This window comes from Ruegeria haliotis, assembly GCF_013377785.1.
In the GTDB taxonomy this organism is placed as follows: domain Bacteria; phylum Pseudomonadota; class Alphaproteobacteria; order Rhodobacterales; family Rhodobacteraceae; genus Ruegeria; species Ruegeria haliotis.
The window spans coordinates 1-26823 of the sequence record NZ_JABXWT010000028.1 but is presented as its reverse complement, the minus strand read 5'-3'; the positions used below and the strand labels follow the sequence as shown (position 1 = coordinate 26823).

Here is a 26823-nt window from a genome sequence, read left to right as displayed (position 1 = left end):
AGCGTGACCCGGATGAGTGACAGGTCCCCCTTCAAACGAAGGAAAACGAGCTTGACCCAAACGCCCAATTAGAGAAGCTGCCGTTGAGCCAATGGTTCAATCTTCTCGGCCAATCCCGAAACCTGCCATTAGGGCTACTGGAAGGATGCGCCACTTTCAGAAGTTTCGTCGCCCGCCACGGCTTTCGGATGACGCTCGACAGGGATTTTGCGGCCCGATGTACATTTTGCGGTGTTTGCTCCACACTTCCGCCAGGATGCTCCGGGGAAGTGAACCTCACGAATGACCGACGCAAAGCCCAAACGCCATCTTGCCGCCATTCTCGCTGCTGACGTAGAGGGATACTCCAAGTTGATGGGCGAGGACGAGGAAGGCACACTCGCTGCGATGACCGCCCATCACAAAGACCTCATCGGCCCGTGCATCGCCGAGCATCGAGGTCGCCTGGTGAAGACCACAGGTGATGGACTATTGGTCGAGTTCGCGAGCGTTGTGGACGCGGTGCGGTGTGCGGTCGCGATACAGGAAGGCATGCGACCCCGAAATGCCGAAATGCCCGAGGACAAGCAGATTCTGTTTCGAATTGGCATAAATCTCGGCGACGTGATCGCGCAAGATGACGACGTCTTCGGCGACGGTGTGAACGTCGCGGCACGACTGGAGGGTTTGGCCGATCCCGGCGGAGTCTGCATTTCGCGAGCGGCTCGCGATCAGGTGCGCGACAAGTTTGACTATCCTCTGCAGGACCTGGGCGAGGTCGAGGTCAAAAACATCTCTCGGCCGGTTTGGGTGTTCAAGGTGCTCTTAGACGGCAGCCCACCGGCAGCAATCAGTCGTCCGAGTCGGAAGTTGCCTTGGCGCGTGTCGGCCGCCATAGTGATAATCGGCCTACTTTTTGGCGGTGGTTTATTGTGGTGGCATCAAGCCGGGTCGACCGATCCAAGCGACGCCATTTTGGCGCTGTCCGACAAACCATCAATCGCTGTCCTTCCCTTTGACAATCTGTCTGCTGACGCAGAGCAGGAGTATTTCTCCGACGGTGTTACAGAGGACATCATTACCGATCTGTCAAAAATATCCGGGCTTTTCGTAATCGCACCGAATTCGGCCTTCACCTATAAAGGACAGGCAGCGAACGTTCGTCAGGTCGCCGCAGACCTGGGTGTGCGCTATGTGCTGCAGGGCAGCGTCAGGCGGACCAACGAGAAGATTCGGATCACAACACAGCTCATAGACGCGGTCTCCGAAGAGCACCTTTGGGCCGAGCGCTATGATCGCGACGTCACAGACGTGTTCGCGGTTCAGTCCGAGGTCGCGCGGCAGGTGGCAAGAGCCTTGTCGGTAACGCTGAAAGCCAACGAGAACGAGAGGCTGTATCAGAAGTACACAACGAACATCGACGCCTACGATGTTTTCTTGCAGGCGCGCCGCACTGTCGATGTGCCAAGCAGGGATAATATCCTGCGCGGCGAGAAACTCTTTGAGCAGGTGATCGAACTGGACCCGAATTTTGCAGGTGGCTACGCCGGGCTCGCCTTCAACCTCTCGGTGCAGGTGCGTTTCCAATACACTGACACGCCATCAACCCACCTGTCACGGGCACTAGAATTTGCCAGAAAGGCAATCGAACTCGACATGGATTTTGCTTGGGGGCACATTGCTCTGGGAGGCGTGTATGTCGCCAATGGCGACGCAGAAGCAGCCGTCGACGCCGTGCATCAGGCACTTATCCTCGAACCTAACGGCTACGAGGCTAACCTCTTCATGGGTTTCTATCTCCAGTTTGCGGGGGACGCTGCAAGTGCCGTGGACTATCTGTTGATCGCCAAACGTCTCAGTCCCGTGGAGACATACCGGGATGTCTCGTTTCTGGCTCTGGCGCAATTCATGAACCGAAACTACGAAGAGGTCGTGCGCCTTTGGACGAAAACATCTATTAAACCGAGGGGGCAGGCTAGAATTTTCTTGGCGGCGACCTATTCGCTGCTTGACAGGCCAGAAGAAGCCGCTGCGCTCGTGGAGCAATATTTGGAAACTAATCCGGATTTCAATCTAACGGAATGGCGGTATCTTGAAACTTGGAAATCCGAGGAAAATCGGACGAGGCTGTATGAAGCGGCAAAAGCCGCAGGGGTCCCGGAATTTCCCCGCGAAAACTAACCTCCAACAGTAATGTGCGGTAATTCATTCTCAACGGGTAAATCCAGAAATTGACCATGCAGAAAAGTCAAACGCACAATGGTTCGCCGCAGTTAAGTCATTCTTCGCGCACAATAAACCCAAGAACCAATCGTTGTGGTAGGCTGTGCATTTCACGGCGAATTTGCAGAGTCCGCTTTCTGTGTAAAGCCGGCAACGGATCATGCCGCAGTATTATCGACACTATTCGCCAGTATGAGCCCTCAATTTTGTAAAAAGGTTTCGTGGCATCAATCGGGACAATATCGCTATCCAAGTTCATGAAGAAGCTGACGAGCTTCTCTCAAATCGACTGTGTCGAACCCTTCACTGAACCAGTTATACAAAGGGTCCAGCAAATCCCTGGCTTTTTGGCGATCTCCGGCCTCTGCCCACAGACGTGATAAGGAAGTAGAGGCACGCAGTTCCCAGGACTTTGCCTTTTGCTCTTGCGCTATTGCTATTGCCTTTTGGTAACACCGCTCACCAAGCTGAGCGTCGCCTTTGGCCAGACATAAACTTCCCCGCAGCCGTGAAATTTCGGCGGCCCATAGCCCCTCACCCAATTTCAACTGAAGGGCTTCAGCTTCATCCAACGTTTTTTCACATAAATCAAACTCTCCAAAATCAAGGCAGACTTCAGCCAGTAAACCCCGCCAGTTGCTTCCCAGAACAATGGTGCCCGTATTGTCCGAGAGCTGAATACCTTCCTGGATCATTGTTAAACAATCTGCATTGGCATCTGCCTTGAATTTGGCCCACCCGAACAGAGGTTTTGCCCAGCCCGCATAGAGTGGAAACGAAAGGCTTTCGGCAACATTTAATACTTGTTCGGCATACCGGTTCACTTCCAGAACTGAACCGCGTTGTTGATTGATCTGGCCTAGAACAATATAGGCAAAGCACTCGCTGACTTCATGATTTAATTCTTGAAGCAATGCCAAATTGCGTTGCGCAACTTCCAATGCTTGATCGGGCCAGCCAAGGCTCCAAAGGCAATGAGCTCCCACTGCGTTGAGAGCAATTCCCGGCGCTGCTCCACCAAAGCGCGATGCCAATTCTTCCTGAGTGGAGGAATCTGACAGCGATGCCCCATGCCTATAAGTCTCCAATCCCGACGCAAAGTCACCGGATAGCCAGCTCCCGTAGCCACACGCACGGTAAGCCATAATTTCCCAGTCATTCCTTTGAGATTGCTTGGCGAGGGAAAGCAGTTCAAGACCCAATTCTCGGGCTCTTTCGACGGATTGGGCCGTAAAGGAGTACCACCACAAACCGTGTAGGGCGATGAATTGCTTTGAAGAATCCCCTGTTTTCTGACTGAGGTCCAAAACGCGTTCGAAATGCTGCTGAACCTCAGGAGAGCCATAACCAAGCGATGAAATTGTCGCCACCCCCAAAGCTGAATGAAATTCAATCAGGAAGTTCAGGCGTTCAGAAGAGTCGGTTTGGTCGGCTAAAACCTCCAGGCCGTTTTCCAGATTCGCGATAGCTTCGCTAAAAGCGCAAGAACTGATAGCCAGTCGTCCGGCCATCAGCCAACTGGCCGCGGCCAGATCTATCAATCCTGCCTGTGTAGCGTGATGAGCAATGATCTCGGGAGCAGGTCCCGCTTCTTCCTGCAACACATCGACAAGATCGGCGTGATAATCTTTGCGCTTCGACTTTAACAGGCTTTCATAGGCTGCATCCCGGACCAGTGCATGCTTAAATATGTAACTTTCCGACGGTGGCGTACCGCGGCGGAAAAGCAATTCAGCGGAGATGAGTTTTTCGAGAGCGTCCCTCAGTTTGTCTTGGGACAACGGCGAAAGCGAAGCAAGCAACTCAAACGAAAACTCGCGACCAATGCACGAGGCCATCTGGGCCACTTCCTTGACCGGTTGGAGGCGATCCAGTCGGGCCATCAGCGAATCGTGCAGTGAACTGGGGATTTCTAAATTCTCGAGAGAACCTGTCAGCTCGAAGGCGGTTTCGGTTTCGCGGAGCATTCCTGATTCAAGCAACGTCTTACACAACTCTTCGACAAACAGCGGAACGCCATCAGTTCTAGCCACGATTTCTTCAAGCACCGTCGGGGGCAAAATCTTGCCACCGGTTATGTTGTTGACTATGGCCAGTGTCTGCTCGCGGCCCACACGGTTCAAGGTCAGGCGTGTCGCGATGGGGTGCCCGGTAATCGGATGGGAAAATGTCGGGCGCGCGGTTATCAGAATTAACACCGGAAAATGTTCAATTCGGGATACCGTTTGTTCGATCAGTTCCAGGGTTGTCGGATCAATCCAGTGGGCGTCCTCCAGCAGAAACAACACGGGTGCAGTTCGGCTCAATCCAAAAAGCTGATTGATCAGGACCTCAAATGTTTTTGCCCGAAGTTGTGGAGGTGAAAGAGCCACTGGTCCATAGCGGCCATCAGCTTCGATACCCAGCAAATTGGCAATTATCGGGGCAGCATCGGAAACATCACTCGAAGATTTTTCAAGCAACGCCTCCAGTTTGTTCAATTTCGTGTCGGGGCCATCATTGTTGGCTATACCTGCCCCATGGGTCAGTTGCTGTACCGCTGGATAGAGTGCAGAGTCGCTGTGATAAGGCGAACATTGATAAATGATACGCACGTAATCTTCCTGTGACAAAGCATCAATCAGGTCGCTCACAATGCGGGATTTTCCGATTCCTGCTTCACCAGAAAGAAGAACCATTTGACCTTCGCCGGCCTTTGCCTGAAGCCATCGGTCCTGAAGTAGGGCTAGTTCTTGTTTGCGGCCAACAAGCGAATATTGTTGTTTTGATTGCCGGGCAGCAAAACGGGTTTCCGCAACGTGCTCACCGAGCGCCGCGAATGCCTTAGTAAGGCCGGCAATGCCTCTCAGTTCATGCTCACCTAAGTCGATGAAATTAAAGACGCTCCCGACCAACTGGCGTGTGGAGTCCGCCAAAATTACCTGACCCGGTTCAGCCAAAGACTGCAGTCTTGAGGCAAGGTTTGGCGTTTCCCCTACCACGGCTTCTTCTTGAGCCGCACCTTCCCCTACCAAATCGCCGACTACCACCAAGCCAGTAGCCACGCCCGAACGCGCCACGAGTGCCTGCCCATTTGCTGCAGATAGCCCTTTGAGAGCCAGCATGATTGCAAGCCCCGCTCTAACAGCACGTTCGGCGTCATCTTCGTGGGCACGAGGCCAACCAAAATAACATAGTACGCCATCCCCCATATATTTGGCGATGTGGCCATCGTAACGCGTCACCACCCCGGCAACTGTGTTTTGAAAGATGGTTATCGCTTCACGCATTTCTTCGGGATCGAGTTCACCTGACAGCGCCGTCGAGCCCACTAGATCAACGAACATCACTGTCAGTTGGCGGCGTTCTGCATGCTTTGAATCGTCGGATGATGCTGTCATGGACGGATTTACGCTTGCTGCCTCAGCGTTTTCGTTGGACAGGGCCGCGATGGCACGCATCAGTGTCTTGCGATGCCCCATTGCAGAGACACCCAGTTCTTTTAGGTCATGTTCAGACAGGTCCGGCAGATGTTCCATTAATAGCTGGTTTTCCTCGAACGCCTGTTCGTAAGCGCCAAGTTCGAGTTCCTTCAGCCAATCACCAACGGATTTCGCCATATCTTCCTCTCTTCAGAGCAAAATAGCAAACTATTGAAGGAATGAAAAAGGGTGAAACTGGTTAACTTTCTTGAGCTCGATTTGAGTCGAATTGGACTGCGTCGTCTGCATTCTACATTTCAATCTGCGACACGGGGCCAATTGGTAATTTGGGCCCAAATCAGTCCCCGGAGACAGTGCAGCATAGCAGTCTAGTCCACGGAACTGGGCCGAAACTCGCGGCCCATTCCTGCCGTTGGCCAATGGGTCAAGATGCTGCGATCGCAACCGGCATTTCGGATGGGGTGGTTGGCTCCTGCTCCATCGGCGTCGCAATGCGCCATAGTGCAGTTGTTATCGACTGCCAGGAAAGGAGCCACCCAATGCAGGTTACAACAGTCGGCCTCGATCTGGCCAAAAACATCTTTCAGGTGCACGGGATCACAGCGGATGGAACTGTTGCGTTCAATCGGTCGATCAGGCGCGCTCAGCTGCTGCAGTTCTTCGAAGAGCTTGATCCGTGTCTCATCGGTATGGAAGCCTGCGGATCGAGCCACCACTGGGCGCGTCAATTCCAAAAGCTGGGCCATGAAGTCCGGCTGATGCCAGCAATGTATGTGAAGACCTACGTCAAACGTGGAAAGTCTGACGCGATCGATGCAGGGGCGATCTGTGAGGCCGTAACGCGCCCTACGATGCGCTTTGTCGCGATCAAGACTGAGGAACAGCAGGGTGTCCTTTTCCTCCACCGTGCCCGAGACATGGTCGTGCGTCAGCGGACCCAGCTCAGCAACATGTTACGCGGACTATTGGGCGAGTTCGGGATCGTGATCGCGCAAGGGGTCGGCAGAGCTGTGAAGTTTGCAAAGACGGTTCTGGACAGAGACCGTCTGAGCATTGCCGTTGCAAGAATGCAGTCTCGAAGGCAGGCAGGAGCGCGGAGTCAATCGTGCCTATATCCGGACCGAGTCTCGCACAGTTTTATCATATCTGACAAAACCCGCGAATGATGTGATCACCAGAACGTTTAGAGAGGAGTAAGTTTGGTATCACTGAGTTTGATCGCAAACTTTCGGCTCAGATTGACGTGAGCGCGGCTCTGTTGCGAAGTTTTGAGCGCGACGTGTTATTTCAGCGACCGGATCGTACTTAAGCGTAAGCCTTCGGCGGCGGCCGTCTGATCTCTGCTACGATCCGATGGTAACCAAAACTGCTGGTTGCCATTGCCTTGGCAAACAAGATGGCCCCGGATGGCTTGGGCAGTGATGAAGAACGAGGATGTGTATCGAGTTCAGCTGGCGGCCTGAGGAGAGCCAGCTGTCAACCGGAATGCGGTAGATCTGAGCGGAGGATTATGAGCGGACAGTCGAGAATGACGGGATCGGGAAAACCAGGGAGCGTGTGTGGAGCAAAAAACCCCGCAAATATGATTTGGACCTGATCTTCGAACTATCCATAAGGGCCCGCAACCAGCAGCGTTGCAACCAGAGGCCGGACACACGTAGGAACTCGACCGCATTTCCCAAAATCACCGACAGATTCTGCTTGCGTTCCCGGAGGCGTCCACACACACGCTCGGTCCTGTTGGGCCGCTTTGGCGGGCCAACAGGCACAGCAATTTTGTCAGGAGCATACCCATGAAGATCATAGTGTAATACCCGCGCCGAAGAACAACCCGGTCAGCAGCGCGATCTCGGCAAGATCAGGCCTTATGGCCCGGCGTCACTTTAGGTCTTTCCCGGGACGTGGGCCTTTCGGATCAACTCAAACAGCGGGTTCGGGTTGCCGGCCCGGTCGATGGCACCCTGCCGTGGAAAATATCCGCGATCATTGTCTACCAGCGTGTCACTGAACAACCGCGTTGCCTTTAAGTTTGAGACCAATTGCAACGCCTCGGCATGGCGGGCGCAGGTTTCGTTGTGGTCAACATGCGGTTCTGCGGGGTTGTCACCTGCAATCCGCAGATGTGCCGAAGCTTGAAGCTGCCGCTCGGACACAATGCTGTCGATCTGCGACAAGGTCTCGCCCACCGGCATTTGGTTGCCCACCCGGAACACTGCGCCCTTGACCCCGGGCAGGGTCAGAGCGGCCAGTTGGGAGAGCTGGTCGGCGTCTGCGGGTGTAAACCCATGGTTGATGACGTGGAAATACAGCGAACCCGTCGGCAGATCGCTTTTGGATCGCATGCGCGACAGGTAAATGGGCAGGCCGATCCGTGCGTTCAACCGCGCAAAGTCATCTTGCATTTTCGAGATAGCTTCCCAATCAAGCGTCATTTCCCAATCGCGCAGAAAAGCCTTGTTCGCGCCGATCAGGTTCAGATCACTTTCCGAGGGGATGCCAAAGCCAAATATGGTTGGCCGGAACCCCAGATGGGTCAGCGTGCGTAGCCTTTGACAGCGCGCCGGATCACGCAGATCGGCGAGCGGGATGCGAATGTCGCGCACGCCCATCTCGATCAGTGCCAAAAGCGGATAGTCGTTGCGCACGAGCTTGCGGTCGAATTCGTCCAGGCCACCCGACGGTGAAACCTCGGCAATTTCGGCCCAGTTCTGGCGCAGGTCGAATCCAATGCGTGGTGCGGTGTTTTCAACCGGGGTTACGGCAAGGTCACGTAACGGGGCCGCCGTGGCTCCGGGCGCCAGTTCCTCGCCAAAAGTCCGGACGAACTGAACCGTGTGGCCCTTTTCAAACACCTTGACTATGAAATAACCCAACTTGTCGACGTCATTGCGGCCAAACTCGCTGTTTTCCGGCGGCAGGGTGCGCAGCATCTCGGAATAGTCCTGACGGGCAAAACAGGTCGATGGTGCAAGATAATAGTCGGTCTTGCCAAAACGGTCGTACCAGAAGTTATGGGCGTGCCCGGTAAACATCGCCTCGACACCGTACTTTTGGACCAGACCCAGCAGCCAGTCGCGGCCCGGCGGATCGGTGTTATCGTAGTGGGACGGCTCATCGGGAAAACACAGGTAAGGCGGATGGTGCAGCATTATCATGACACGGCCCGTTGCCGACGACAGCTCGGCCTCGAGCCATTCGGCCTGACGCGCCTCGTCCGGCAGGCCCGAGTTGATCAACTGCGCGTTCAGCAGGACAAAGCGGACAGGTTCCGTTGCAAAGTTTGCGGTTGTTCGGAATCATGCTTTTGTGCCGATGGGTTAGGCGGCCAGTTCTGCGAACTGTAGAAATGGACAGAGTCCGGGTGTGATTTGACCTTTGCGGATCATATGAGCCACTTCGATTCCGCTCAAGGTAGCTGATGCTGATACAAACGACTTGACACCCAGCATCGGGCGGGTTCGTCGTTTGATGAAACGGTGGTCCTGCTCGACGATATTGTTCAAGTACTTCCGCCTTACCATCTCGATTGGGATCGGACATCCAAAGCTCTTCAGCATCTTGTTGATTGCCTTGATGCCCGCTGTGTTGGTGCCGCTTTTGTCGATGACGATCTTTCTGGGAAAGCCGTTGACCTCTAACATTCGAGCGAAGAACTTCGTGGTGGCCGGCTTGTTCCGGCGCTGCGAGAGCATGAAATCGAGTGTTTTGCCGTATTTGTCGACAGCACGGTAAAGGTAAACCCATGATCCCTTTACCTTGATGTAAGTTTCGTCCATTCGCCAAGATCGATCACAAGATCCCTTACGTCTGCGCGCTGCGTCGGCAATCGCGCCTGAGTATCTTGTCACCCAGCGGTTCAGCGTGGTGTGATCAACCGATACGCCACGCTCGTCCATGATTTCTTCCAGGTCTCGATAGGAGACATAAAAGAAGACCGCGAACAGGATTACATCCTTCGGATACTGAGCACCTTTGAAAGAAATCATAGACCAACCTTAAACTGGAAAATGCCGTTTGCCACACAGGCGCTATCGCCACGAAGGTCAATGGTCAAAACTTTGCAACAGATCCCCTGTCGGGTAGAAGATATGCCTATGAAGTTTGTCCCTTGTCTCGAGTTGTACCGAGCCCATCAGTTCTTCCATTTCATACGGGGGAACAAGGGGTGAAGGGCGACAATTTGGCCGCCCTTCTGTGATTGCCACGCGTCAGTTCGCGTCAGCAGCGTTTGTCAGCAGATAATCCATAACAAGCTCGCGTTCGCTGTCGTCAAGGCCTGCGCGCTCGAACATGGATGGCACGATACCTTTCCACTGCTGTTGCGTATAGTGGGTCACTTCACGCGGGGCGTGGCAGACGGTGCAACGTTCGAAGAACATCTTCTCGCCCGGTGTCATGTCCGCATAAAGCGCTTTGGTCAGAGCTTCGAGGCGATCAAGTCCAAGCACTTCGTCGTCGATAGCTGCAAGCTCCATATCTTCGATGATCGCAGGTTTCTCGTAGGCCATGTTCGGACCTTCTGCGTCCTCACATTTGCGCATTTCGATCAACGATGTGTTGGCGGTTGTCGCCTCAGACAGGCCGGAAGCACGCTGTGTCGACGTCAGGAAGTTCACCAGACCCGAGTTGCAGCGACCTTTGCTGTCAAGCGATGGCCAGCACCCTTCGTAGATCGAGACGACGCCCGGCATGATATCCTTCGAGACGACCGCCCCAGCGATCACGGTGCCGCGGTCATTGTAAAGCTCGACCAGATCACCGTCTTCGATGCCACGGCTGGCGGCGTCTTCAGCGCTGATCCGAACCGGTTCACGGCCTTGGATCTTATAGATGCCACGTAGGGTTTCCGATTGGTCCATCTGGCTGTGCAGGCGGAACCATGGGTGGGGCGACACGACGTGCAACTGGCCTTCTTTGGCGTTGCCCAAGTATTCGTGTTTCTCCATCCACATTGGCATGCCGGGGCAATCTTCGATCTCCATGTTTGCGATGTTTTCGCAGAACATTTCGATCTTGCCTGAGGCTGTGTGGAGCGGGCTGCCTTCGGGATCGTTGATTAAGGCCGCATGACGAACCCAGCCGCGGGCTTCTGTCGGCACTGGCATCCGGGCATAGCCTTTTTCCCAGAATTCTTCGAACGGCAGATCTTTGGCTGCACCTGACGCTTCATAGGCCAGTTTGATGTGATACATCTTGTCTTCACTGTCGGTGAACTGCGCCCATAGACCCAGCTTGTCGGCAAGACCTTCAAAGATCTCGTAATCCGGCAGGCTTTCGCCGATGGGTTCGATCACCTTCTTCATCGCATAGACGCGGTCGTTGGAGTAGGTGCCACCCGAAGTGATGTCGTCCTGTTCCAGCGTCGAGGCTGCTGGGAATACGATATCGGCCCAACGGGTTGCAGCGGTCCACCAAACGTCAACACTGATGATGGTTTCTACCTTACCTAACGCACGGATCAGACGATTTGTATCCTGCTGGTGCGACATGAAGTTGTTACCAGCGTTGAAGATCAGCTTGATGTCCGGATAGGTGTTGGTTTGGCCGTTATAGAAGAAATCAACGCCCGGATTTTCCAACGCTTCGGTGATGCGCGAGGCTGGAACGATCTTCTTAACGAAGTTACGACCTTGGCTCATACCCACTGGGGTTGCGTTACCACCTTGCGGCATGCCGCCGTTCCCATAGTGCCATGAGAAGCCGACGCCTTCGCCCGGTTTGCCGATTTTACCCAGAAGGGCGGCAAAGTTGACGATTGACCAGTAAGCCATTTCACCATGCTGCGCACGCTGGATGGCCCAGGACGCGCCAAAGCTGGTTTTTTTACCGGCAATAAGCTCGGCCAGATCTTTGATCTCTTGTTCATCCATACCGGTGATGGCCGAGGCCCAAGCAGGCGTTTTCGGCGTATCGTCGGTTTCGCCTTTGACATAAGCGATCCATTTGTCAGCACCGACCGCGTATTTGTCCATATAGGCGCGATCTTCCAGACCGTTCTCCAGCACGTGGTAGGCCATCGCCAGAAACAGAGCGGTGTCGGTGTTCGGAATGATCCGTTTCCATTCGGCGTTCAGATATTCGTCACTGGCGGTTTTCTGCGGGTTGATCGAAAGGAACTTCACGCCATTGTCGCGGATTTCTTCCCAGTGCGCGTACATGCCGTGGTCGGCCACGCGGTATTCGATCCGGTTGTTTTTGATCGGGTCACAGCCAACAAGCACAAACAATTCGGTGTTGTCTCGGATGGTTTCCCATGCGGACTGGCCTGAATAGACTTCCATATCACCGATGATGTGGGGCATGATCACCTGACCAGCGCCGGCCGACCAGTCACCTGCGGTGTTGGTGCAACCGCCCATCAGATTGATCAGGCGACCCTGAAGAACGTTGGGGCGGAACACGCCCGCGTTGGACCAACCGCCATAGGACGAACTGAAGATGGCTTCGTTACCGTGATTGGTTGCAGTGTCGAGCATGGCTTTGGCGGCAAGGCTCCAAGCTGTATCCCAATCAACTTTGACCCATTCTTCTTTGCCACGCAATTCTGGCTTGGTGTCACCGGTTTCCCAACCCTCAAGATAGGATTTGCGAACCATCGGATAGTTGATCCGTGTCTTGTCATATGTGCGGTCTTTCACACCATAGGCCAGCATTTCAGTTGGCCGGGCATCGAGCTCCATCATGGTGTTGATACCGACCAGCTTACCATCGCGGACGACCGCTTCAAACGGGCCGAAGTGGCTGGCGTGGAAAGTACGTGCGGCGAACGAGTTTGGGTCGATCGCGGCAAGCGCGGTTGATCCCAAAAAGCTGGCCGAGCCGAATGCGGCAGCACCCCCGTGAAGGAATGCGCGGCGGCTTGGGTTGGCAAAAGTCATGGTGACCTCCTGTGCGACAATTGATGTTCACCACTGACTCTACTTGGCGTCTGTGAACCAGTCTTCCACACCACATCAACAGGCTGTTCGAACTTGTAAAAGAATGTAAAAAGGGATGGAGCAACGATCCCAGCAAGGATTAGAACCCCGCTATGGCCCAGCACATTGTCATAGTCGAAGATGACGCGGTCACGCGTAAGCGGTTGGCAGCTTCGCTTCGCAAGCAGATGTATCGGGTCAGCGAAGCAGAGAATGCGGGCCAGATGGAAGAGGTCATCGCCCGTGATCCAGCCGACCTTTTGCTTGTCGATATCAATATGGAGGGCAAGGACGGCCTGACCATAACACGCGAACAGCGTGCAGCGTCAAAAGTCGGGATCATCTTGCTGACCAGCCGTGACGATCAGATTGACCGGATCATCGGGCTGGAAATGGGCGCAGACGACTACGTCACCAAGCCCTTCGACAGGCGCGAGCTGTTTGCTCGGATCAAAAACCTATTGGCGCGGATCAGTGAGTTGTCCGAAGTGCGACAGAAGGTAGAACCCGTTGCCCAAGTTGGTGGATGGACTTTGGATCATCTGCGGCGACGCCTTGTAGATGAAAGTGGAACGATCGAACCCCTCACACGCGCAGAATTCGAGTTACTGCATGCCTTCTTTCGGCATCCGGGCGTGATCCTGTCTCGTGATCGCTTGCTCGATTTGATCCAGCATCGCCAATGGGATCCGGACAATCGAACGATTGATGTCTTGGTGGGACGACTGCGCAAAAAGATTGAAACGAACCCCTCAAATCCGGACTGGATTATCACAGTGCATGGCGAGGGTTACTTGTTCGCGCCGCCCGATATCTGAAGCCCAAGGACCTGAATTGCATTGTCGAGGTCCATTGAGGATTGGTTGAACGCTTTGGCTAGGCTTTCCTTAACAACAGAGACATCGCCGTTTACACGGGCGATCTGTTCCAGATTGGCCAGCTCGCGACACAGCGATTCCAGTTGAAAGTTGGACGCCGCACCTTTCAGGCGATGGGCCGTCTTCTCAAGGTGCGTATAGTCCTTTGCTTCAATGGCCTCATTGATCTCGACGCGCCCGCGCTTGGCTTGTTCAACATACTCTTGAAGGATTGCCGCCGTTGTCTCGCGACCAAGTTCTTCCAGATCTTCTGTCAAACTAACAAGCGTGACTGTTTCAGCTTGGTCAGGTGCCGATGAATCTTCTCTAAGATACCGGCTGAGTTCACGCGGCGAGGCTGGTTTCGTCAAAATTCCGTCGACGCCAAGTCGGCGGCGTTCGGCTGCGGTGTCCGAGATATTGTGCGCGGTCAGGGCGACAATGGGTGGGCATGTTGAGAGCTTGGACCGCATGCCTTCAGAGACCTGCTGACCGCTCATGTCGGGCAGATCAAGATCAAGTAAAACCAGATCTATGTTATCCTCACGGACTTTCTCTAAGGCAGCCTTTCCGGTTTCCGCGTCAATCACGCGGCACCCCAGACGCTCCAAATAACCATGAGCAACCATTCTATTCACGGCGTTGTCTTCCACCAGAAGAACCGTTTTGTCGAAGGACGCCCGTACCACCGCGTCACTGGTTTTGGTGATCTGCGCGATGTCTCCCTCTGCCAGCGGTATGGTCAGAGTGAAACATGATCCGACACCGGGTTCGCTTTCGACACTCAGAAGCCCGCCCAGAATTTCCGTTATCCTACGCGAGATGGACAACCCAAGGCCCATACCCTGAATTTCGCCCACATCCCGCATATGCCCTCGCCCATACGCGTCAAAAATGTATCCCATCTCTTCGGCCTTGATGCCAACTCCGGTATCTGTGACCGCAAATGAGAGTACAGGCTGGCCGCTGTCAGACTCAATCGCATGATCGATGGTCATGTCGATGCGACCTTCGAGTGTGTATTTGACGGCATTGGACAGAAGGTTCACCACGATTTGTCGGATTTTGGAAAGGTCGCCCAACAGAGCCACAGGTGCGTCCGGCATCAACGTAACCGAGGACGCCAGCCCCTTCGCCTCGGCCCCAACCCCAAGATATGAACCCAATTGCCCGACCAAATCACGAAGAGCGAAATGCTTGTTTTGCAATTCCAGCCTGCGATTTTCAGTGCTGGCATAATCAAGAATGTCATTGGTCAGACGCAACAGGTCTTCTGCCGACACGCGCGCCGTTGTCAGACGGTCGGCGGAGTCCGCTTCCGTAATCTCGCTTTCCAGCAGCCGCAGCATACCGATCACCCCATTCAATGGGGTGCGGATTTCATGGCTCATCATCGCTAGAAACTCGGACTTTGCACGGTTGGCGGCTTCGGCTTCGCTGCGCGCAACGTCGTGGGCTTCCATCTCGGTCGCGATCTGTCGTGTGCGTTCTTTGACGGTGCTTTCCAGATCATCCCTAAGTTGGCGCGCCTGCGCCGCGCGGCGGCGCAAGACATGTAGGCTTACTTCCATGTGGCCGATTTCGTCAGGCCCTGTGACCGGGATATCGCGGGCGTAATCCTCTTGCGCCAGTGCTTCGATGTGCTCTGCCACACCACGCAGTCGATTGACCACATTGCGCCGTGCCAACTGCCACGAATAGACTGCGGCTAACCCAATCAATGCCAACACCCCCATCAGACCAAACGCGATATTGCGTCCAAGCCTCTGGGCCTTGGATTGGGAGCTTAGAATTTCGGCACGGACCGCCAGCAAGTGTCTTTCAGTGATCTCATTCAAGTGCGCAGTGCGTTCGCGGAGCGTGGCCACTTGATCACCAAGTTCAGCGGTCTGAGATAGGAGCCGCGATTGCTGTTCAACGCTCCCGTCTTCAACCAAGTTTTCGTTCAGAATTGCCAGTAGTTCTCTGGCGCGGATCTTAGCAGCGTATGACGACAGAAATCTTGTCCGCCTCGCCGCGAACTCAAGCTCAGCAAAAACCTCTTTCGAAAGTGATTGGAGCTGGGCCGTATCCTCTTGAAAAGGGACTTGCACCAACAGGAAGCCTGCCTTCTCAACCGACTGACTAAGTTCCAAATGCCGGTCGTATGTAAAGAAATCCACATCAGCCAGTTTGCTGAGTGTTTGAGAGGTATTGCCGTCGTTGCTATAGAGTTCTGCGATGGTGGCGGTGATGCCGACGCGGGCAATATCCGTTTGCCCTGACAGCAAATCAGTCAGATCAGAGACTGTCTGCGTCGTCCGTGCTTGGCCCATTTCCAATTCGCTCTGCAGTTTAAGCCGTGAACTCGCCAAAGACACAAGATTGTTGATGGTCGAGTTCAAATCCGTGAGCGCTTTCGCATCAGCGTCGCGGTTGGCGTTTGGAAAGATGTCTTCTAGGGTTGTCAGGTCTGCTCGCAACACGCGCATCTCTTGCTCAAGTGCCGTGGTTAACCGTTCAAGCTCGGCTTCACTGCCCACATCTGAAAATGAAGGCGCAAGTGCTGAGACAAGGCCCGATGCGTCAACAATCTTACGAACCAACGGACCGGTTGGAAGTTTGTCTTGTATCAAAGCGCGTTGTTGCGTGGACAGATAGCTGTTTGCACTAACCGCAATCAGGCTTGCCAATATGGTTAGCCCGACCATGAACGCGAAAATTCTTAGAAGCTGTCTATCGAACCGAGTATTCTGCATGGGAAAACCATATTCACCATTCTTAGGCGCTGCAATCGGTGCGCTGGTATTGCTTACCAGTGCATTCAACTTCGCGCGCCCTGCAACGGCGAAACAACAAATGGCGCGGCGCATTTGCGTCGTGGTTCCGCATTTCAAGGACGAATATTGGCTAAGCGTAGGTTATGGGTTGAAGCAAGAGGCTTTGAAGACCGAGACCGAATTGCTGATTTATGAATCCGGCGGGTATCACACACTTGATCGGCAAATCACCCTGCTAGAAGACTGCGTAAATTCCCGAGCGGACGCCATTCTTTTTGGCGCTGTTTCAGCGGATGACCCCGCATTATTAGATGCCGTTGAACGGACGTCAAAACTCGTTCCAGTGGTGGCCTTGGTAAATGAGCTTCGATCCCCACACCTTAGCGGTGCGGTTGGTGTGGATTGGCACGATATGGGGGTTGCGATCGGTCAGTATCTTGCTGCCATCCACCCGAAGAACTCCGTTCCAATATCGGCTGCACTGATTACTGGTTCGTTGGATTCGGGATGGTCTCCGATTTTGGAGGCGGGGCTTCAAGAAGGGTTAAAAGAATCTTCGGTTGTTGTACTCCATACAGGGCGCTCTGATACGGGTATGAGAGAGCAGCTGGTGCAGGTTGAAGCAGTGCTAAACCGCTTCACTGATATCGATCTCATAATTGGCAGCGCCCCCGCGATTGAGGGTGCGATGGGTCTGGTCGCAAACTCCGAGGCAATCTCGCCATCCCTTGTTTCGACCTATATCAGCCACTCTGTGTACAGAGGCCTTCTTAGTAAAGCTGTTGATGCCGTCGCATTCGATGATCCAGTCCAACAAGGCAGAATGGGAATAAGTGTCGCGCTAAGTGCCCAAAAGGGCCGCCATACTACAGAGGTCATCGGTCCAGAAATCGAGCTTGCGGTTAGTGGCGCGGAGCACATCGTTAACATCGATCTTTCGCCGGCAGATTTCAGACTTGATATCGAATAGGGTGATCAAGAGAAATTGGTGAAACACAAGGTGTTAGGTTTGGATTTCGCCGATTTTTTGCATTATTGAAGGGCCGGTTAGGTGATATCCGCCGCATCACCGAAAATCCGCTTCTGCGGATGCGAACAATTTCTGCGCTAGCAATAGCTGTATCAGCAAAAGTCGGGAAAGTCCGCATCTTTCCAGTTCGACCAAGGTGCAGCTAATGTCCGCAGTTTCCAGCCGGTGATCGCGTTTTCGGTAACCCGTTTGCGGAGGCCGGCTGAATGTGATGGGTAGGGGTTCCGTTGCAAAGTTTGCGGTTGTTCGGAATCATGCTTTTGTGCCGATGGGTTAGGCGGCCAGTTCTGCGAACTGTAGAAATGGACAGAGTCCGGGTGTGATTTGACCTTTGCGGATCATATGAGCCACTTCGATTCCGCTCAAGGTAGCTGATGCTGATACAAACGACTTGACACCCAGCATCGGGCGGGTTCGTCGTTTGATGAAACGGTGGTCCTGCTCGACGATATTGTTCAAGTACTTCCGCCTTACCATCTCGATTGGGATCGGACATCCAAAGCCCTTCAGCATCTTGTTGATTGTCTTGATGCCCGCTGTGTTGGCGCCGCTTTTGTCGATGACGATCTTTCTGGGAAAGCCGTTGACCTCTAACATTCGAGCGAAGAACTTCGTGGCGGCCGGCTTGTTCCGGCGCTGCGAGAGCATGAAATCGAGTGTTTTGCCGTATTTGTCGACAGCACGGTAAAGGTAAACCCATGATCCCTTTACCTTGATGTAAGTTTCGTCCATTCGCCAAGATCGATCACAAGATCCCTTACGTCTGCGCGCTGCGTCGGCAATCGCGCCTGAGTATCTTGTCACCCAGCGGTTCAGCGTGGTGTGATCAACCGATACGCCACGCTCGTCCATGATTTCTTCCAGGTCTCGATAGGAGACACCGTAGCGGACATAAAAGAAGACCGCGAACAGGATTACATCCTTCGGATACTGAGCACCTTTGAAAGAAATCATAGACCAACCTTAAACTGGAAAATGCCGTTTGCCACACAGGCGCTATCGCCACGAAGGTCAATGGTCAAAACTTTGCAACAGTGAGCTACTCCCCATTTGTTGGGCAGGCTTCTGCGTAGTTTAAGCTACTCTCTGCTCCTGCTGATCGGTTTGGTTTTTGTCTTTTCTCAGCCAATAGACCACGGCGGGCGGTTTGCCGCCAAGTGCGGAATGGGGGCGTTTGCGGTTGTAGAACTCGATCCATTTCCTGACGCCCGCTTTTGCCTCTGATCCGGTCTCCCAGGCGTGCAGGTAGACGCATTCGTATTTCAGGCTCCGCCAGAGCCGTTCGACGAAGATATTATCAAGGAACCGACCCTTGCCATCCATTGAGATACGCACACCGGATCGGCGCAGACGGTCTATCCAGACAAATGATGTGAACTGGCTGCCCTGGTCAGTGTTCATGATCTAAGGCGGGCCGAAACGGTGGATGGCCTCATTCAGCGCGTCGACACAAAAGTCGGCCTACAGCGTGTTCGATATCCGCCACGCCAGAACCTTGCGTGTGTGCCAGTCCATAATCGCCACCAGATATAGGAACCCTCGTCGCATGGGCAGATAGGTGATGTCTGCGGCCCAGACCTGATTGGGTCGATCCACCCGCAAACCGCGCAGCAGATATGGATACGTCTTGTGCCCTTTCGCCGCCTTGCTGGTGTTGGGCTTCTGATAGATCGGCATCAAATCCATCAGCCGCATCAGGCGACGGATGCGCTTCTCGTTCACCAGATGGCCTTGGTTGCGAAGATGCCAGATCATCTGCCGAACACCAAAGAAGGGCGTTTCCAGAAACTGCTCGTCGATCTGCCGCATCAACATCAGATTCAGAGCTGTCTCGCCCTTGGGCTGATAGTAGAATGATGACCACGAGATCGACAACAGCGTGCATTGCTTGCCAATAGGAAGATTGGCATTGGCAGGCTCGATCATTTTTCGCCTCACTTGCCGATCCACGGTTTGAGCTTTCGTGACAAAAAATCGTTGGCGACGGCCAGCTCCCCGATCTTGGCGTGGAGCTCTTTGACCTGTTCTTCGTCAATCTCAGGGGCTTTCTTGCCGCCACGCTCGAACACGCCAGACGCGCCTTCAAGCAGCGCCCGCTTCCAGCTGTGGATCATCGTCGGGTGAACGCCAAACTGGCTTGCCAGCTCAGCAACCGTCCGCTCGCCCTTCAATGCCTCAAGCGCAACTTTGGCTTTGAACTCAGGCGAATGGTTCTTCCGTTTCGACATCTCTGATCTCCTCTTCGTCGAAGATCAGCAGACAACAAATCGTAGCCTACGTCAGTGTCCGATTCTCAGGGAGTAGCTCACAGATCCCTTCGAAGATCCGCGCGAAACTGCCGATGGCGAGGAAACAGCCGAAGACCGCCAGCTAACGCGAGCAATCGAAACGGTGAAAGCACCAAGCTTTGCGAACAACCTCGGCAACCTCTTGAACCTGGCACCGGTCAGCCCGGACAGTGAGCCCGAACTTGCCGACTTGGCGCATCGGCTCTCACCGGACGAACTGATCAACAGGCTGATGCCGCTGTTCAGCGGCGAAAACATGAAGAGCAGTGGCCATTCGCTGCGTGGGGCATAAAATGGCAAGAAGCGGACAAAAATCGACCTTCCGTTAAGCGAGTTCAATGCCTCAAGAAAATTGGGATAATGATTTCTTCTTCATCCCAGATATGGCGGTTGAGGATGCTTTCCAATGCTTGGCCTCCGGCGTGCAGATTCGCAAGTTGATCTCGTGTAAACATTTTGCTGTCCAATCTATCGAGTGCCACTTGCGTGTCATCCAGAGCCGCGTCCAACACCTTGTGATCGCCATCCAGAAGGGACAACCCACGATTGAGTTCAGGGTACATCAAACCAAACTGCGGGAAGTACCCATGATCTTCGATCTCATGGTGATGATGTGCAAATCCGATCAGGTTCTTGGCAAACGGCAGCAAGTTCATCTGCATGACGGCCTCGCTAACATCACTGGCAGGCACGTCTAGCAGCTGTTCAATCCCGCGCGAAAGCTGTGCAGCACCATCCAGCAAGTTGCGATGGATCGACATAAAGAAGCTCGCTTTGCCACCAAAACGCGGATGATCTTTCCATTCAGATCGCGTGCTTTCTAGCAACGTTTCTTTGACCGAAGATGGAAACCGTTTGCGTTTGCTGACATGATACTCGGGCAGATCATAATCGAGGAGCATTGTCGTAGCTTTCTGAATCACTTTGCCATGAGCCAAGGGCGCAGCAAATTGCTGAGCCACGGCATGATGGGCCACGTTAAGAGTGCAGACAGAACGATCACGATGATCAAGACCTGAAGAAACTGCGGCAAGCCACCAATGATGGATGAACTCAGCGCCATCAAAAGCATCAACATCGGGTAGACGGCAGCGGCGCTCATGGCCGTGCGCTTCCATGCTGGTGGCAAATGTGGGGCCGATCCCTCCGCATGATCCACCCACATCCCTAAACCAATGGCCTGCACATGCTGCGCGGGGCCACCTGTAATGGCTTCGATCTGGGTCAACTTCTCGCGAATGGCTGGGTTTTCCCGCCACTGCGTCACAGCGGCTTCATCAGACCACCGCGACAACACGGTGTACTCGACCTGATGCGGGCGGCTGTGCCGCACGGTATCGACTGACAAGAAGCCGTTCTGGGCTTCGAACAATCGATGCAGTTCTTCGACAAGCGCCTCGTAGCGAGCCTTGGCCTCCATTGGGACATGGTCCGTTACCGCCAATGTTACTGAATCGCTCATAGCACCAGCTCCGGTCCAGCAGGCACAATGCCGCTTGGATTTACACCGCGCAGGCTCGCCCAATAATGGGTCTTGATCTGATCGAACTTCACCGTGTCGGCGACACCGCCATGCTCATAGAGTTTCTTGCGCAGAGCCGAGAGATTTGGGTAATCCGCAATCCGTCGAATGTTGCATTTGAAAAGCGCGACATAGACCTGATCGAAGCGGATCAGCGTTGTGAACAACCGCCAGTCGGCTTCGGTCAACTGACCACCCACCAGATAGCCGCTACCTTCTAACCGCGCCTCAACCGTGTCCAGCGCCGAGAACAGATCGGTGACTGCTTCTTCATATGCATTCTGAGTTCCGGCAAACCCGCAACGGTAAACGCCATTGTTGATCTTGCTGTAAACGAGGTCATTCACCTCGTCGATTTCTGCCAGAAGCGCCTCAGGTGCAAAGTCGGTGTCTTTTCCTGCAACGCCTACGAAAGCCGAGTTCAGCATTCGCGCAATCTCAGCGGATTCATTGCTGACAATGGTGTTTAGCTTTTTGTCCCACAAGACCGGAACACTTACGCGGCCAGTGTATGTGGGGTCGGCGAGTGTATAGATTTCATGCAGATACCTCTTGCCGGAAAGGTGGTCGGGGAAGCCACCATCGGCATCGGTGAACTCCCAGCCGTCTTGGTTTACGATGGGAGCAACGGGAGAGACAGAAATCGCATCTTCCAGCCCTTTCAGGCTCCGCATGATCAATGTGCGGTGCGCCCAAGGACAGGCATAGCAAACATAGAGGTGATATCGCCCCACTTCGGGCGCAAACTTCGCACCGGGCTCAGTCGATATCCAGTTGCGAAAATCGGTTTCCTGACGGCGATAATGCCCGTCCTCGGATGCCAGAATATCGCCTTCGCGGGTCCATACGCCATCAATCAATCTACCAGCCATCATGACCTCCCGGTTAGGTGCCCCAGTAGCATGAGCCACTGGGGTCTTTGTTTCTTTTACTCAGCAGAGTCTTGCTGGGCTTGCTGAGCAAGGTAGCTCTCACAAACGAGACCGTAAGCCGAGTGTCCGCCCAGAACGCCGCCAAGCGGATAACCCTGATTGGAGCGCCAGTCGTCCATAACCTCGGCCAGGGCAGAGGCCCATGTTGTGACTTTCACACCGGCCTGACTCATCCGCAGCATGGCAGCATCGCGGGTCACTTCATCCCATGTCCCAGAGGCGTCAACGACGGCATAGACCTCATAGCCTTCGGCAACCGCCGACAGAGCCGGAAACAGCAAACAAACATCCGTGACAATGCCCGCCATAATGACCTTCTTGCGACCTGTTGCTTCGATTGCGGCCTTGAATTCTGGCGACTTCCACGCGTTGATTTCGCCAGCGCGGTTGATCACGGTATCGCCAAGCACGCTGGTGATGTCCGACAGGATCGGACCATTGGGACCTTCGGACAAGGATGCTGAGACCACTGATGGAATTCCTGCGGTTTTGGCCATGTTGGTCAGGCCGTTGATGTTTTTGCGCAGGGTTTCAGGTTGAATGTCACGCACACTGGCGAGCAATCCAGTCTGGTGATCGATCATCGCCAATACAGCGTTATCTGACGTCAGGAATTCTGAGAATTTGTCAGGCATGGGAGTGTCCTTTTTGTTGAATTGAGGAGGTTAGGTAAGCGTGCCGACCAGAATGAATTGAACGTCGGTCGTGGCTGTGAAGGTGCCATTGGCACCACGGATTAGGTCACCACCTGTCAAATCTGTTGATGCAAACTGCCCATTTCCTTTGGCGACATAGGCCAGGTAAGGCGTTGTCAGTTCGATGCTCTGACCTGCGGTAAGCATGGCCACGTCAATGGTGGTCTTGGCCGCGAAGGACTGCATTTCTTCGATTTCACCGCCATAGATACGGACTGTCTCACCCCATGTCGGGCTGAACTTTTTGTATCCTGCTGGCTCGCCTTTAACTTCGGGCAACACCCAAAGTTGCAGCATTCGGTTCTGGGTCTCTTCGGGATTCACTTCATTATGATTGAACCCTTCGCCGCCAGCCCGTTGGACTTGAGCGTCGTTGGTGTCGAGCGATCCGCCGTGTTCCAAAGACCCCTGATGCGCGACACGGCCTTCCACCATGACAGAGATCACATCGATCTCTTTGTGGGGATGCATGGTCGTTTCACCTTTGGGATTGAACCGCGCATCAGCCAGATAAACAAAGTTGCCGATGCCATCCCACGCGTCTGGATTGGCGCGGTCACCCCAGAGCTTTTTGCCAGTTACAAGACGATGCTCCTTCAAGCCCGCGAAGCCGCCTTCAGTCAGGGTATCGCGGTGCAGAATTTCCAAACTTTGCGATGTCATAGCGTGTCCAATCAAGCGTGTTGCATTGCTTGGTCAGAATATGAGATTGTTCTTATTGTGGTTCAATTATGCAAAACAGCAAAATAAAGTTCTAAAAATGGAACATAGAGACTTAAACGATTTGGCCGTTTTTGCAGCTATTGCGCAGGCTGGCAGTATTACCGGTGCTGCCAAAAATATGAAGCTTCCGAAGTCAAACGTCAGCCGCAGGCTTGCACGGCTGGAAGACCGCCTCGGTGTTCAATTGATCGAGCGCAACACCCGCAGCAGTCGGCTGACTTCGATCGGTATTTGTTACGCCGACTACTGTCGTTTGATGGTGGAAGAGGCCAATGCTGCCGACGCTGTTGTTGAGACAAGTCTGGGCGAACCGGCAGGGGAGTTGCGGGTGTCAGCCTCGGTACTGGTCGGACAGCAAATCATAGCGCCTGCGATAGCGGCCTATGGCCAGCAGTTCCCCAAAGTGCAGGTCATCCTGGAATTGACGAACAGAAGGGCAAACTTGATTGAGGATGGCTTTGATCTGGCATTCCGCATTGGCGAAAAGCCGGATTCTTCAATGATGTCACAAGCCATAGGGACGTTTCCTTTTGGCCTCTATGCCAGCCCCGACTATTTGCGCAGTGCGGGCAACCCTCAGTCGCCCAGGGATCTGCAGCACCATCGGTGCTTGATAATGCGCAGCGGGTTCAAAACTTCCCGGTGGAAACTACAGCGAGACGGAGAAGTCATAGATTTCGCGGCCAATGGGGATGTTGTCGTTAACGACTTTCTAACCCTTCGAAACCTGGCTATCGCAGGCGGCGGTATCGCGATGCTTCCGGCCTATGTTGTACACGCAGAGTGCGCCTCCAACCTTCTTTCTGCTGTCCTACCAAATTGGTGTGCTTCAAGTGTGCCTCTGTCGGCGATCTATCCGAGCCGTCGCGGCGCGACTCTCAAACAACGGGCATTTATCGACCATGTAAGACAAGTTGCAGAAAACTTGACTTGATTATGGATAGTGGCGCCAAAACCGACATTCACGACGAAACTTTGCAATTCTGGATAGCGCAATAAAGTGAAGTTTCGCGGCGACCGCGCCAATGTTTTGTACTGGGTTCAAGATGTCAGCTACGAAACCGTCAATTCACTTCGTGAAGTCAGCAAGGGGCGCAATTTCAACGGATCTTTTCGACCAGGAAATCAATCATGGCACGCGTTTTTGCCGGCAGGTTTTCACGGCTGGCGTAGATCACATGAATGCCAAGCGGTGGGTTTTCGAACGCCGTGAGTATGGGAACCAGTGTTCCGGCCTCCAGTTCGGTCTGACATGAAATTTCCGGCAATCGGGTAATTCCGCAACCTGCAAGAGCAAGTACTTTCTCGGTGTGTGCATCGTCACATCGTATCCTGGGTGAAATTGGTACGGTGACCACCTCTCCACCCTGCCCTGCATATGCCCAGCTTTGATTTACTCCATGAAACGAGAAATCAATCAGGTCGTGATCTTTCAGGTCGGTCGGGTGATGCGGTATGCCATTGCGTTTTAGGTAGGAAGGGGATGCCACCGTGAGACCCCGTGTGCTCAGTAATTCCCGGGCCACCAGATCAGACGACGGCAGAGTCCCGATCCGCACCAACAAATCGATCCCTTCACCGATTATATCGGAATGGCGTTCAGATATGTCCAGATGCAGGTTAACGTCAGGGTAGCGGTCAAGAAATTCAGGCAACCATTGATTCAGCCAACCGTGGGCAAAAACCACCGGAACGCTCATCCGCAGTTCCCCAAAGGGCCGGTCACCTAGGGAATGCAACCGGTCTTGCATGGCACGGGCATCCTCCACAATCCGGCGGGCGTTTTCATAATAGATGCGCCCGGATTCCGTCAGGCTGAGCCGCCGCGTTGTCCGGTTCAAAAGTCGCGTGCCGAGTCGCGTTTCGAGTCGCGCGATTTCCTTGCTGACATGACTGGGTGTGTGTCCCAGCACTTTGGCAGCCGCACTCATGCTTTCTTGCGCCACCACTGTGCAGAACAGAACCATGCCGTCAAAGAGGTCTTTATTGTGATCCATTTGGAATAGATGCCGTTCCAGATGAGGTATTAAAGTTTGATACAGGCAAAGTTACCTTTGTGGCAAGCAAAGGAAAGGCTCAGCCATGTTGGACATTAGAAACTTCGATCACATCGGAATCCGGATCAGCAACCGGGACGCGTCTGTTTCGTTTTACGAACTGTTGGGGTTCGAAATGATCGCTGATGGCGGTTACGACAACGGTCATCCGCTGGTGATGCTGCACCCGTCCGGGATAAACATCAATCTGCTTGGACCCGCCACAGCAAAAGCTGGTGAAAACGTTCTGATGGACGAGGTTGAGAAATACCCCGGCATCACCCACCTGGCCCTCAAGGTAAAAGATGCCCAGGCGACCGAAACTTTTATCACTGAAAACGACATCGCCATCACCGGCCGTCGTGAGTTCCGCGGCACCAAAACCATCTTCATTCGCGATCCGGATCGCAACGTGCTGGAGCTCGTTGGCCCTGGACCGTCAGTTGCGCAACTGATTGCCGAGCATGTCCACGGCTAACCCCTACATCCAAAGGAGAAACTCTCATGACCTTATCTCTCAAACCCCTCGCAACTGCCCTGAGCCTGACCATCGCTGCCACAGCACTGCCAGTGCTGGCGGAAACGTCGGCCATCAAAACTGTTGATGGTGTCGCAACATACCCCGAAGGCTACCAGGGCACACCCATCCGGGATGCTGACGAAGATCCGTTTCTGTCACCAACCAATTCGGCGCTGATCCTTATCGACTACCAGCCGCCGATTTTGGCTGGGGTAAAAAATATCGACCACGAAGAGTTGATCAACAACACCACTGGCCTGATCAAGACCGCGGTTATTTATGACATCCCGATCATCTTCAGCCATGTTGCCGTCGGCTTGAATGGCTATGATCCGATGATCGAGGAACTTAAGGAACTGGCTCCGAACGCTGTTTTCATTGACCGGACCAATGTGAATGCCTGGGAAGAGCCCGAGTTTGTTGCCGCTGTGGAAGCAACCGGGCGGAAGAAGCTGATCATGGGTGGCCTGTGGACTGACGTATGCCTGGCATACCCAGCGATTGAAGCTGAGAAATCTGGTTATGACGTTTACGTGCCCGAGGACGCCGTCGGCTCAATCTCCCAGTTGAGCCATGAAAACGGTATGCGTCGCATGATCGAAGCCGGCGTTGAGCCGATCACCTGGAACGTCGTTCCGGCAGAACTGCAACGTGACCATGCCCGTAGCGACAAACTGCAAGCGGTCACCCGAGTGTTCATGGAGCATCTGTTCAAAGTTGACCCTGATACGACCTGGTAATCCTCAGCAAGTCAGGTGCTTCGGCACCTGACCTACTCTGCTTCGATCAAATTCATCTGCGTCTACCCACTGCCGTTCTCTGCGCCATGAAAAAGCGACCAGTGACGGCCCAAAGCATGCGTAATTGGGCTGACCCTGTTCTGAGGTCGAGCTCCCGATAGGATCACAGGAGATCTGTGA

At 53.9% G+C, this 26823-nt stretch carries 19 protein-coding genes and 2 pseudogenes; 8 read left to right on the top strand and 13 right to left on the bottom strand.

Translation table 11 applies throughout. From position 1 onward, the window contains the following. The first annotated feature begins 282 nt into the window (after positions 1-282). Positions 283-2160 carry an adenylate/guanylate cyclase domain-containing protein gene (locus tag HW561_RS22240; RefSeq protein WP_176867547.1) on the top strand — a complete coding sequence of 626 codons (1878 nt, stop codon included), beginning with the start codon at positions 283-285 and terminating at the stop codon, positions 2158-2160. Positions 2161-2447: 287 nt separating this feature from the next. Here HW561_RS22240 and HW561_RS22235 read toward each other — a convergent pair whose 3' ends face one another. Continuing rightward, on the bottom strand, positions 2448-5801 hold the full coding sequence (locus HW561_RS22235) for an AAA family ATPase (protein ID WP_176867546.1): 3354 nt from the start codon (positions 5799-5801) through the stop codon (positions 2448-2450). Between the two features lie 362 nt (positions 5802-6163). On the opposite strand from HW561_RS22235, the pseudogene HW561_RS22230 reads away from it, so the two are divergent. Next, positions 6164-6658, top strand: a pseudogene (locus tag HW561_RS22230) (IS110 family RNA-guided transposase); the annotation flags it as partial. Positions 6659-7507: 849 nt separating this feature from the next. Here the strand turns inward: HW561_RS22230 and HW561_RS22225 are convergent. The 3 genes from HW561_RS22225 to HW561_RS22215 form a co-directional block, all read right to left on the bottom strand. Then, on the bottom strand, positions 7508-8860 hold the full coding sequence (locus HW561_RS22225) for a metallophosphoesterase family protein (protein ID WP_176867545.1): 1353 nt from the start codon (positions 8858-8860) through the stop codon (positions 7508-7510). 81 nt (positions 8861-8941) lie between these two features. Further along, positions 8942-9610: an IS6 family transposase gene (locus HW561_RS22220; RefSeq protein WP_176867544.1), complete on the bottom strand. Its 669-nt coding sequence runs from the start codon at positions 9608-9610 to the stop codon at positions 8942-8944. 222 nt (positions 9611-9832) lie between these two features. Continuing rightward, positions 9833-12502: a molybdopterin-dependent oxidoreductase gene (locus HW561_RS22215; RefSeq protein ID WP_176867543.1), complete on the bottom strand. Its 2670-nt coding sequence runs from the start codon at positions 12500-12502 to the stop codon at positions 9833-9835. Between the two features lie 152 nt (positions 12503-12654). On the opposite strand from HW561_RS22215, the gene HW561_RS22210 reads away from it, so the two are divergent. Beyond that, a complete protein-coding gene (locus HW561_RS22210) occupies positions 12655-13359 on the top strand; it encodes a response regulator (RefSeq protein ID WP_176867542.1) in 705 nt (234 codons plus the stop codon). On the opposite strand, the gene HW561_RS22205 is transcribed toward HW561_RS22210, so the two are convergent. Then, entirely contained in the window at positions 13332-16088 is a 2757-nt protein-coding gene (locus tag HW561_RS22205; RefSeq protein WP_176867541.1) for an ATP-binding protein, read from the bottom strand. The two genes, HW561_RS22210 and HW561_RS22205, sit on opposite strands and share 28 nt — an antisense overlap. Here HW561_RS22205 and torT point away from each other — a divergent pair. Next, positions 16087-17127, top strand: a complete 1041-nt coding sequence (gene torT / locus HW561_RS22200; protein ID WP_211198739.1) for a TMAO reductase system periplasmic protein TorT — start codon at positions 16087-16089, stop codon at positions 17125-17127. The two genes, HW561_RS22205 and torT, sit on opposite strands and share 2 nt — an antisense overlap. A 333-nt stretch (positions 17128-17460) precedes the next feature. Here torT and HW561_RS22195 read toward each other — a convergent pair whose 3' ends face one another. Together HW561_RS22195 and HW561_RS22190 are read right to left on the bottom strand one after the other, a co-directional pair. Then, positions 17461-18141: an IS6 family transposase gene (locus HW561_RS22195; RefSeq protein ID WP_176867539.1), complete on the bottom strand. Its 681-nt coding sequence runs from the start codon at positions 18139-18141 to the stop codon at positions 17461-17463. Between the two features lie 120 nt (positions 18142-18261). After that, positions 18262-19415 (bottom strand): annotated as a pseudogene (locus HW561_RS22190) (IS3 family transposase). A gap of 163 nt (positions 19416-19578) precedes the next feature. Between HW561_RS22190 and HW561_RS22185 the strand changes: the two are divergent. Then, on the top strand, positions 19579-19767 hold the full coding sequence (locus tag HW561_RS22185) for a hypothetical protein (RefSeq protein WP_176867538.1): 189 nt from the start codon (positions 19579-19581) through the stop codon (positions 19765-19767). Positions 19768-19810: 43 nt separating this feature from the next. Here HW561_RS22185 and HW561_RS22180 read toward each other — a convergent pair whose 3' ends face one another. From HW561_RS22180 to HW561_RS22160, 5 genes are read right to left on the bottom strand one after another with little or no spacing between them, the layout of a single operon-like run. Next, positions 19811-20377 carry a hemerythrin domain-containing protein gene (locus HW561_RS22180; protein ID WP_176867537.1) on the bottom strand — a complete coding sequence of 189 codons (567 nt, stop codon included), beginning with the start codon at positions 20375-20377 and terminating at the stop codon, positions 19811-19813. A 17-nt stretch (positions 20378-20394) separates the two neighbouring features. Next, on the bottom strand, positions 20395-20937 hold the full coding sequence (locus HW561_RS22175; protein WP_176867536.1) for an antibiotic biosynthesis monooxygenase: 543 nt from the start codon (positions 20935-20937) through the stop codon (positions 20395-20397). Next, positions 20934-21869 carry a glutathione S-transferase family protein gene (locus HW561_RS22170; RefSeq protein WP_235963035.1) on the bottom strand — a complete coding sequence of 312 codons (936 nt, stop codon included), beginning with the start codon at positions 21867-21869 and terminating at the stop codon, positions 20934-20936. The genes HW561_RS22175 and HW561_RS22170 overlap by 4 nt, the downstream gene beginning before the upstream one ends. A gap of 56 nt (positions 21870-21925) precedes the next feature. Next, a complete protein-coding gene (locus HW561_RS22165; RefSeq protein WP_176867535.1) occupies positions 21926-22564 on the bottom strand; it encodes an isochorismatase family protein in 639 nt (212 codons plus the stop codon). Between the two features lie 30 nt (positions 22565-22594). Continuing rightward, complete coding sequence (locus tag HW561_RS22160) at positions 22595-23287, bottom strand: pirin family protein (protein ID WP_176867534.1); 693 nt, start codon at positions 23285-23287, stop codon at positions 22595-22597. A gap of 40 nt (positions 23288-23327) precedes the next feature. Here HW561_RS22160 and HW561_RS22155 point away from each other — a divergent pair, with 40 nt between their 5' ends. Then, on the top strand, positions 23328-24281 hold the full coding sequence (locus tag HW561_RS22155; RefSeq protein WP_176867533.1) for a LysR family transcriptional regulator: 954 nt from the start codon (positions 23328-23330) through the stop codon (positions 24279-24281). Positions 24282-24447: 166 nt separating this feature from the next. On the opposite strand, the gene HW561_RS22150 is transcribed toward HW561_RS22155, so the two are convergent. After that, positions 24448-25344: a LysR family transcriptional regulator gene (locus HW561_RS22150; RefSeq protein WP_176867532.1), complete on the bottom strand. Its 897-nt coding sequence runs from the start codon at positions 25342-25344 to the stop codon at positions 24448-24450. An 85-nt stretch (positions 25345-25429) separates the two neighbouring features. Here HW561_RS22150 and HW561_RS22145 point away from each other — a divergent pair, with 85 nt between their 5' ends. Both HW561_RS22145 and HW561_RS22140 read left to right on the top strand, forming a co-directional pair. Continuing rightward, positions 25430-25861, top strand: coding sequence for a VOC family protein (locus HW561_RS22145; protein ID WP_176867531.1), 432 nt, complete (start codon positions 25430-25432; stop codon positions 25859-25861). Between the two features lie 26 nt (positions 25862-25887). After that, positions 25888-26643, top strand: a complete 756-nt coding sequence (locus tag HW561_RS22140) for a hydrolase (RefSeq protein WP_176867530.1) — start codon at positions 25888-25890, stop codon at positions 26641-26643. Positions 26644-26823 lie beyond the last annotated feature (180 nt).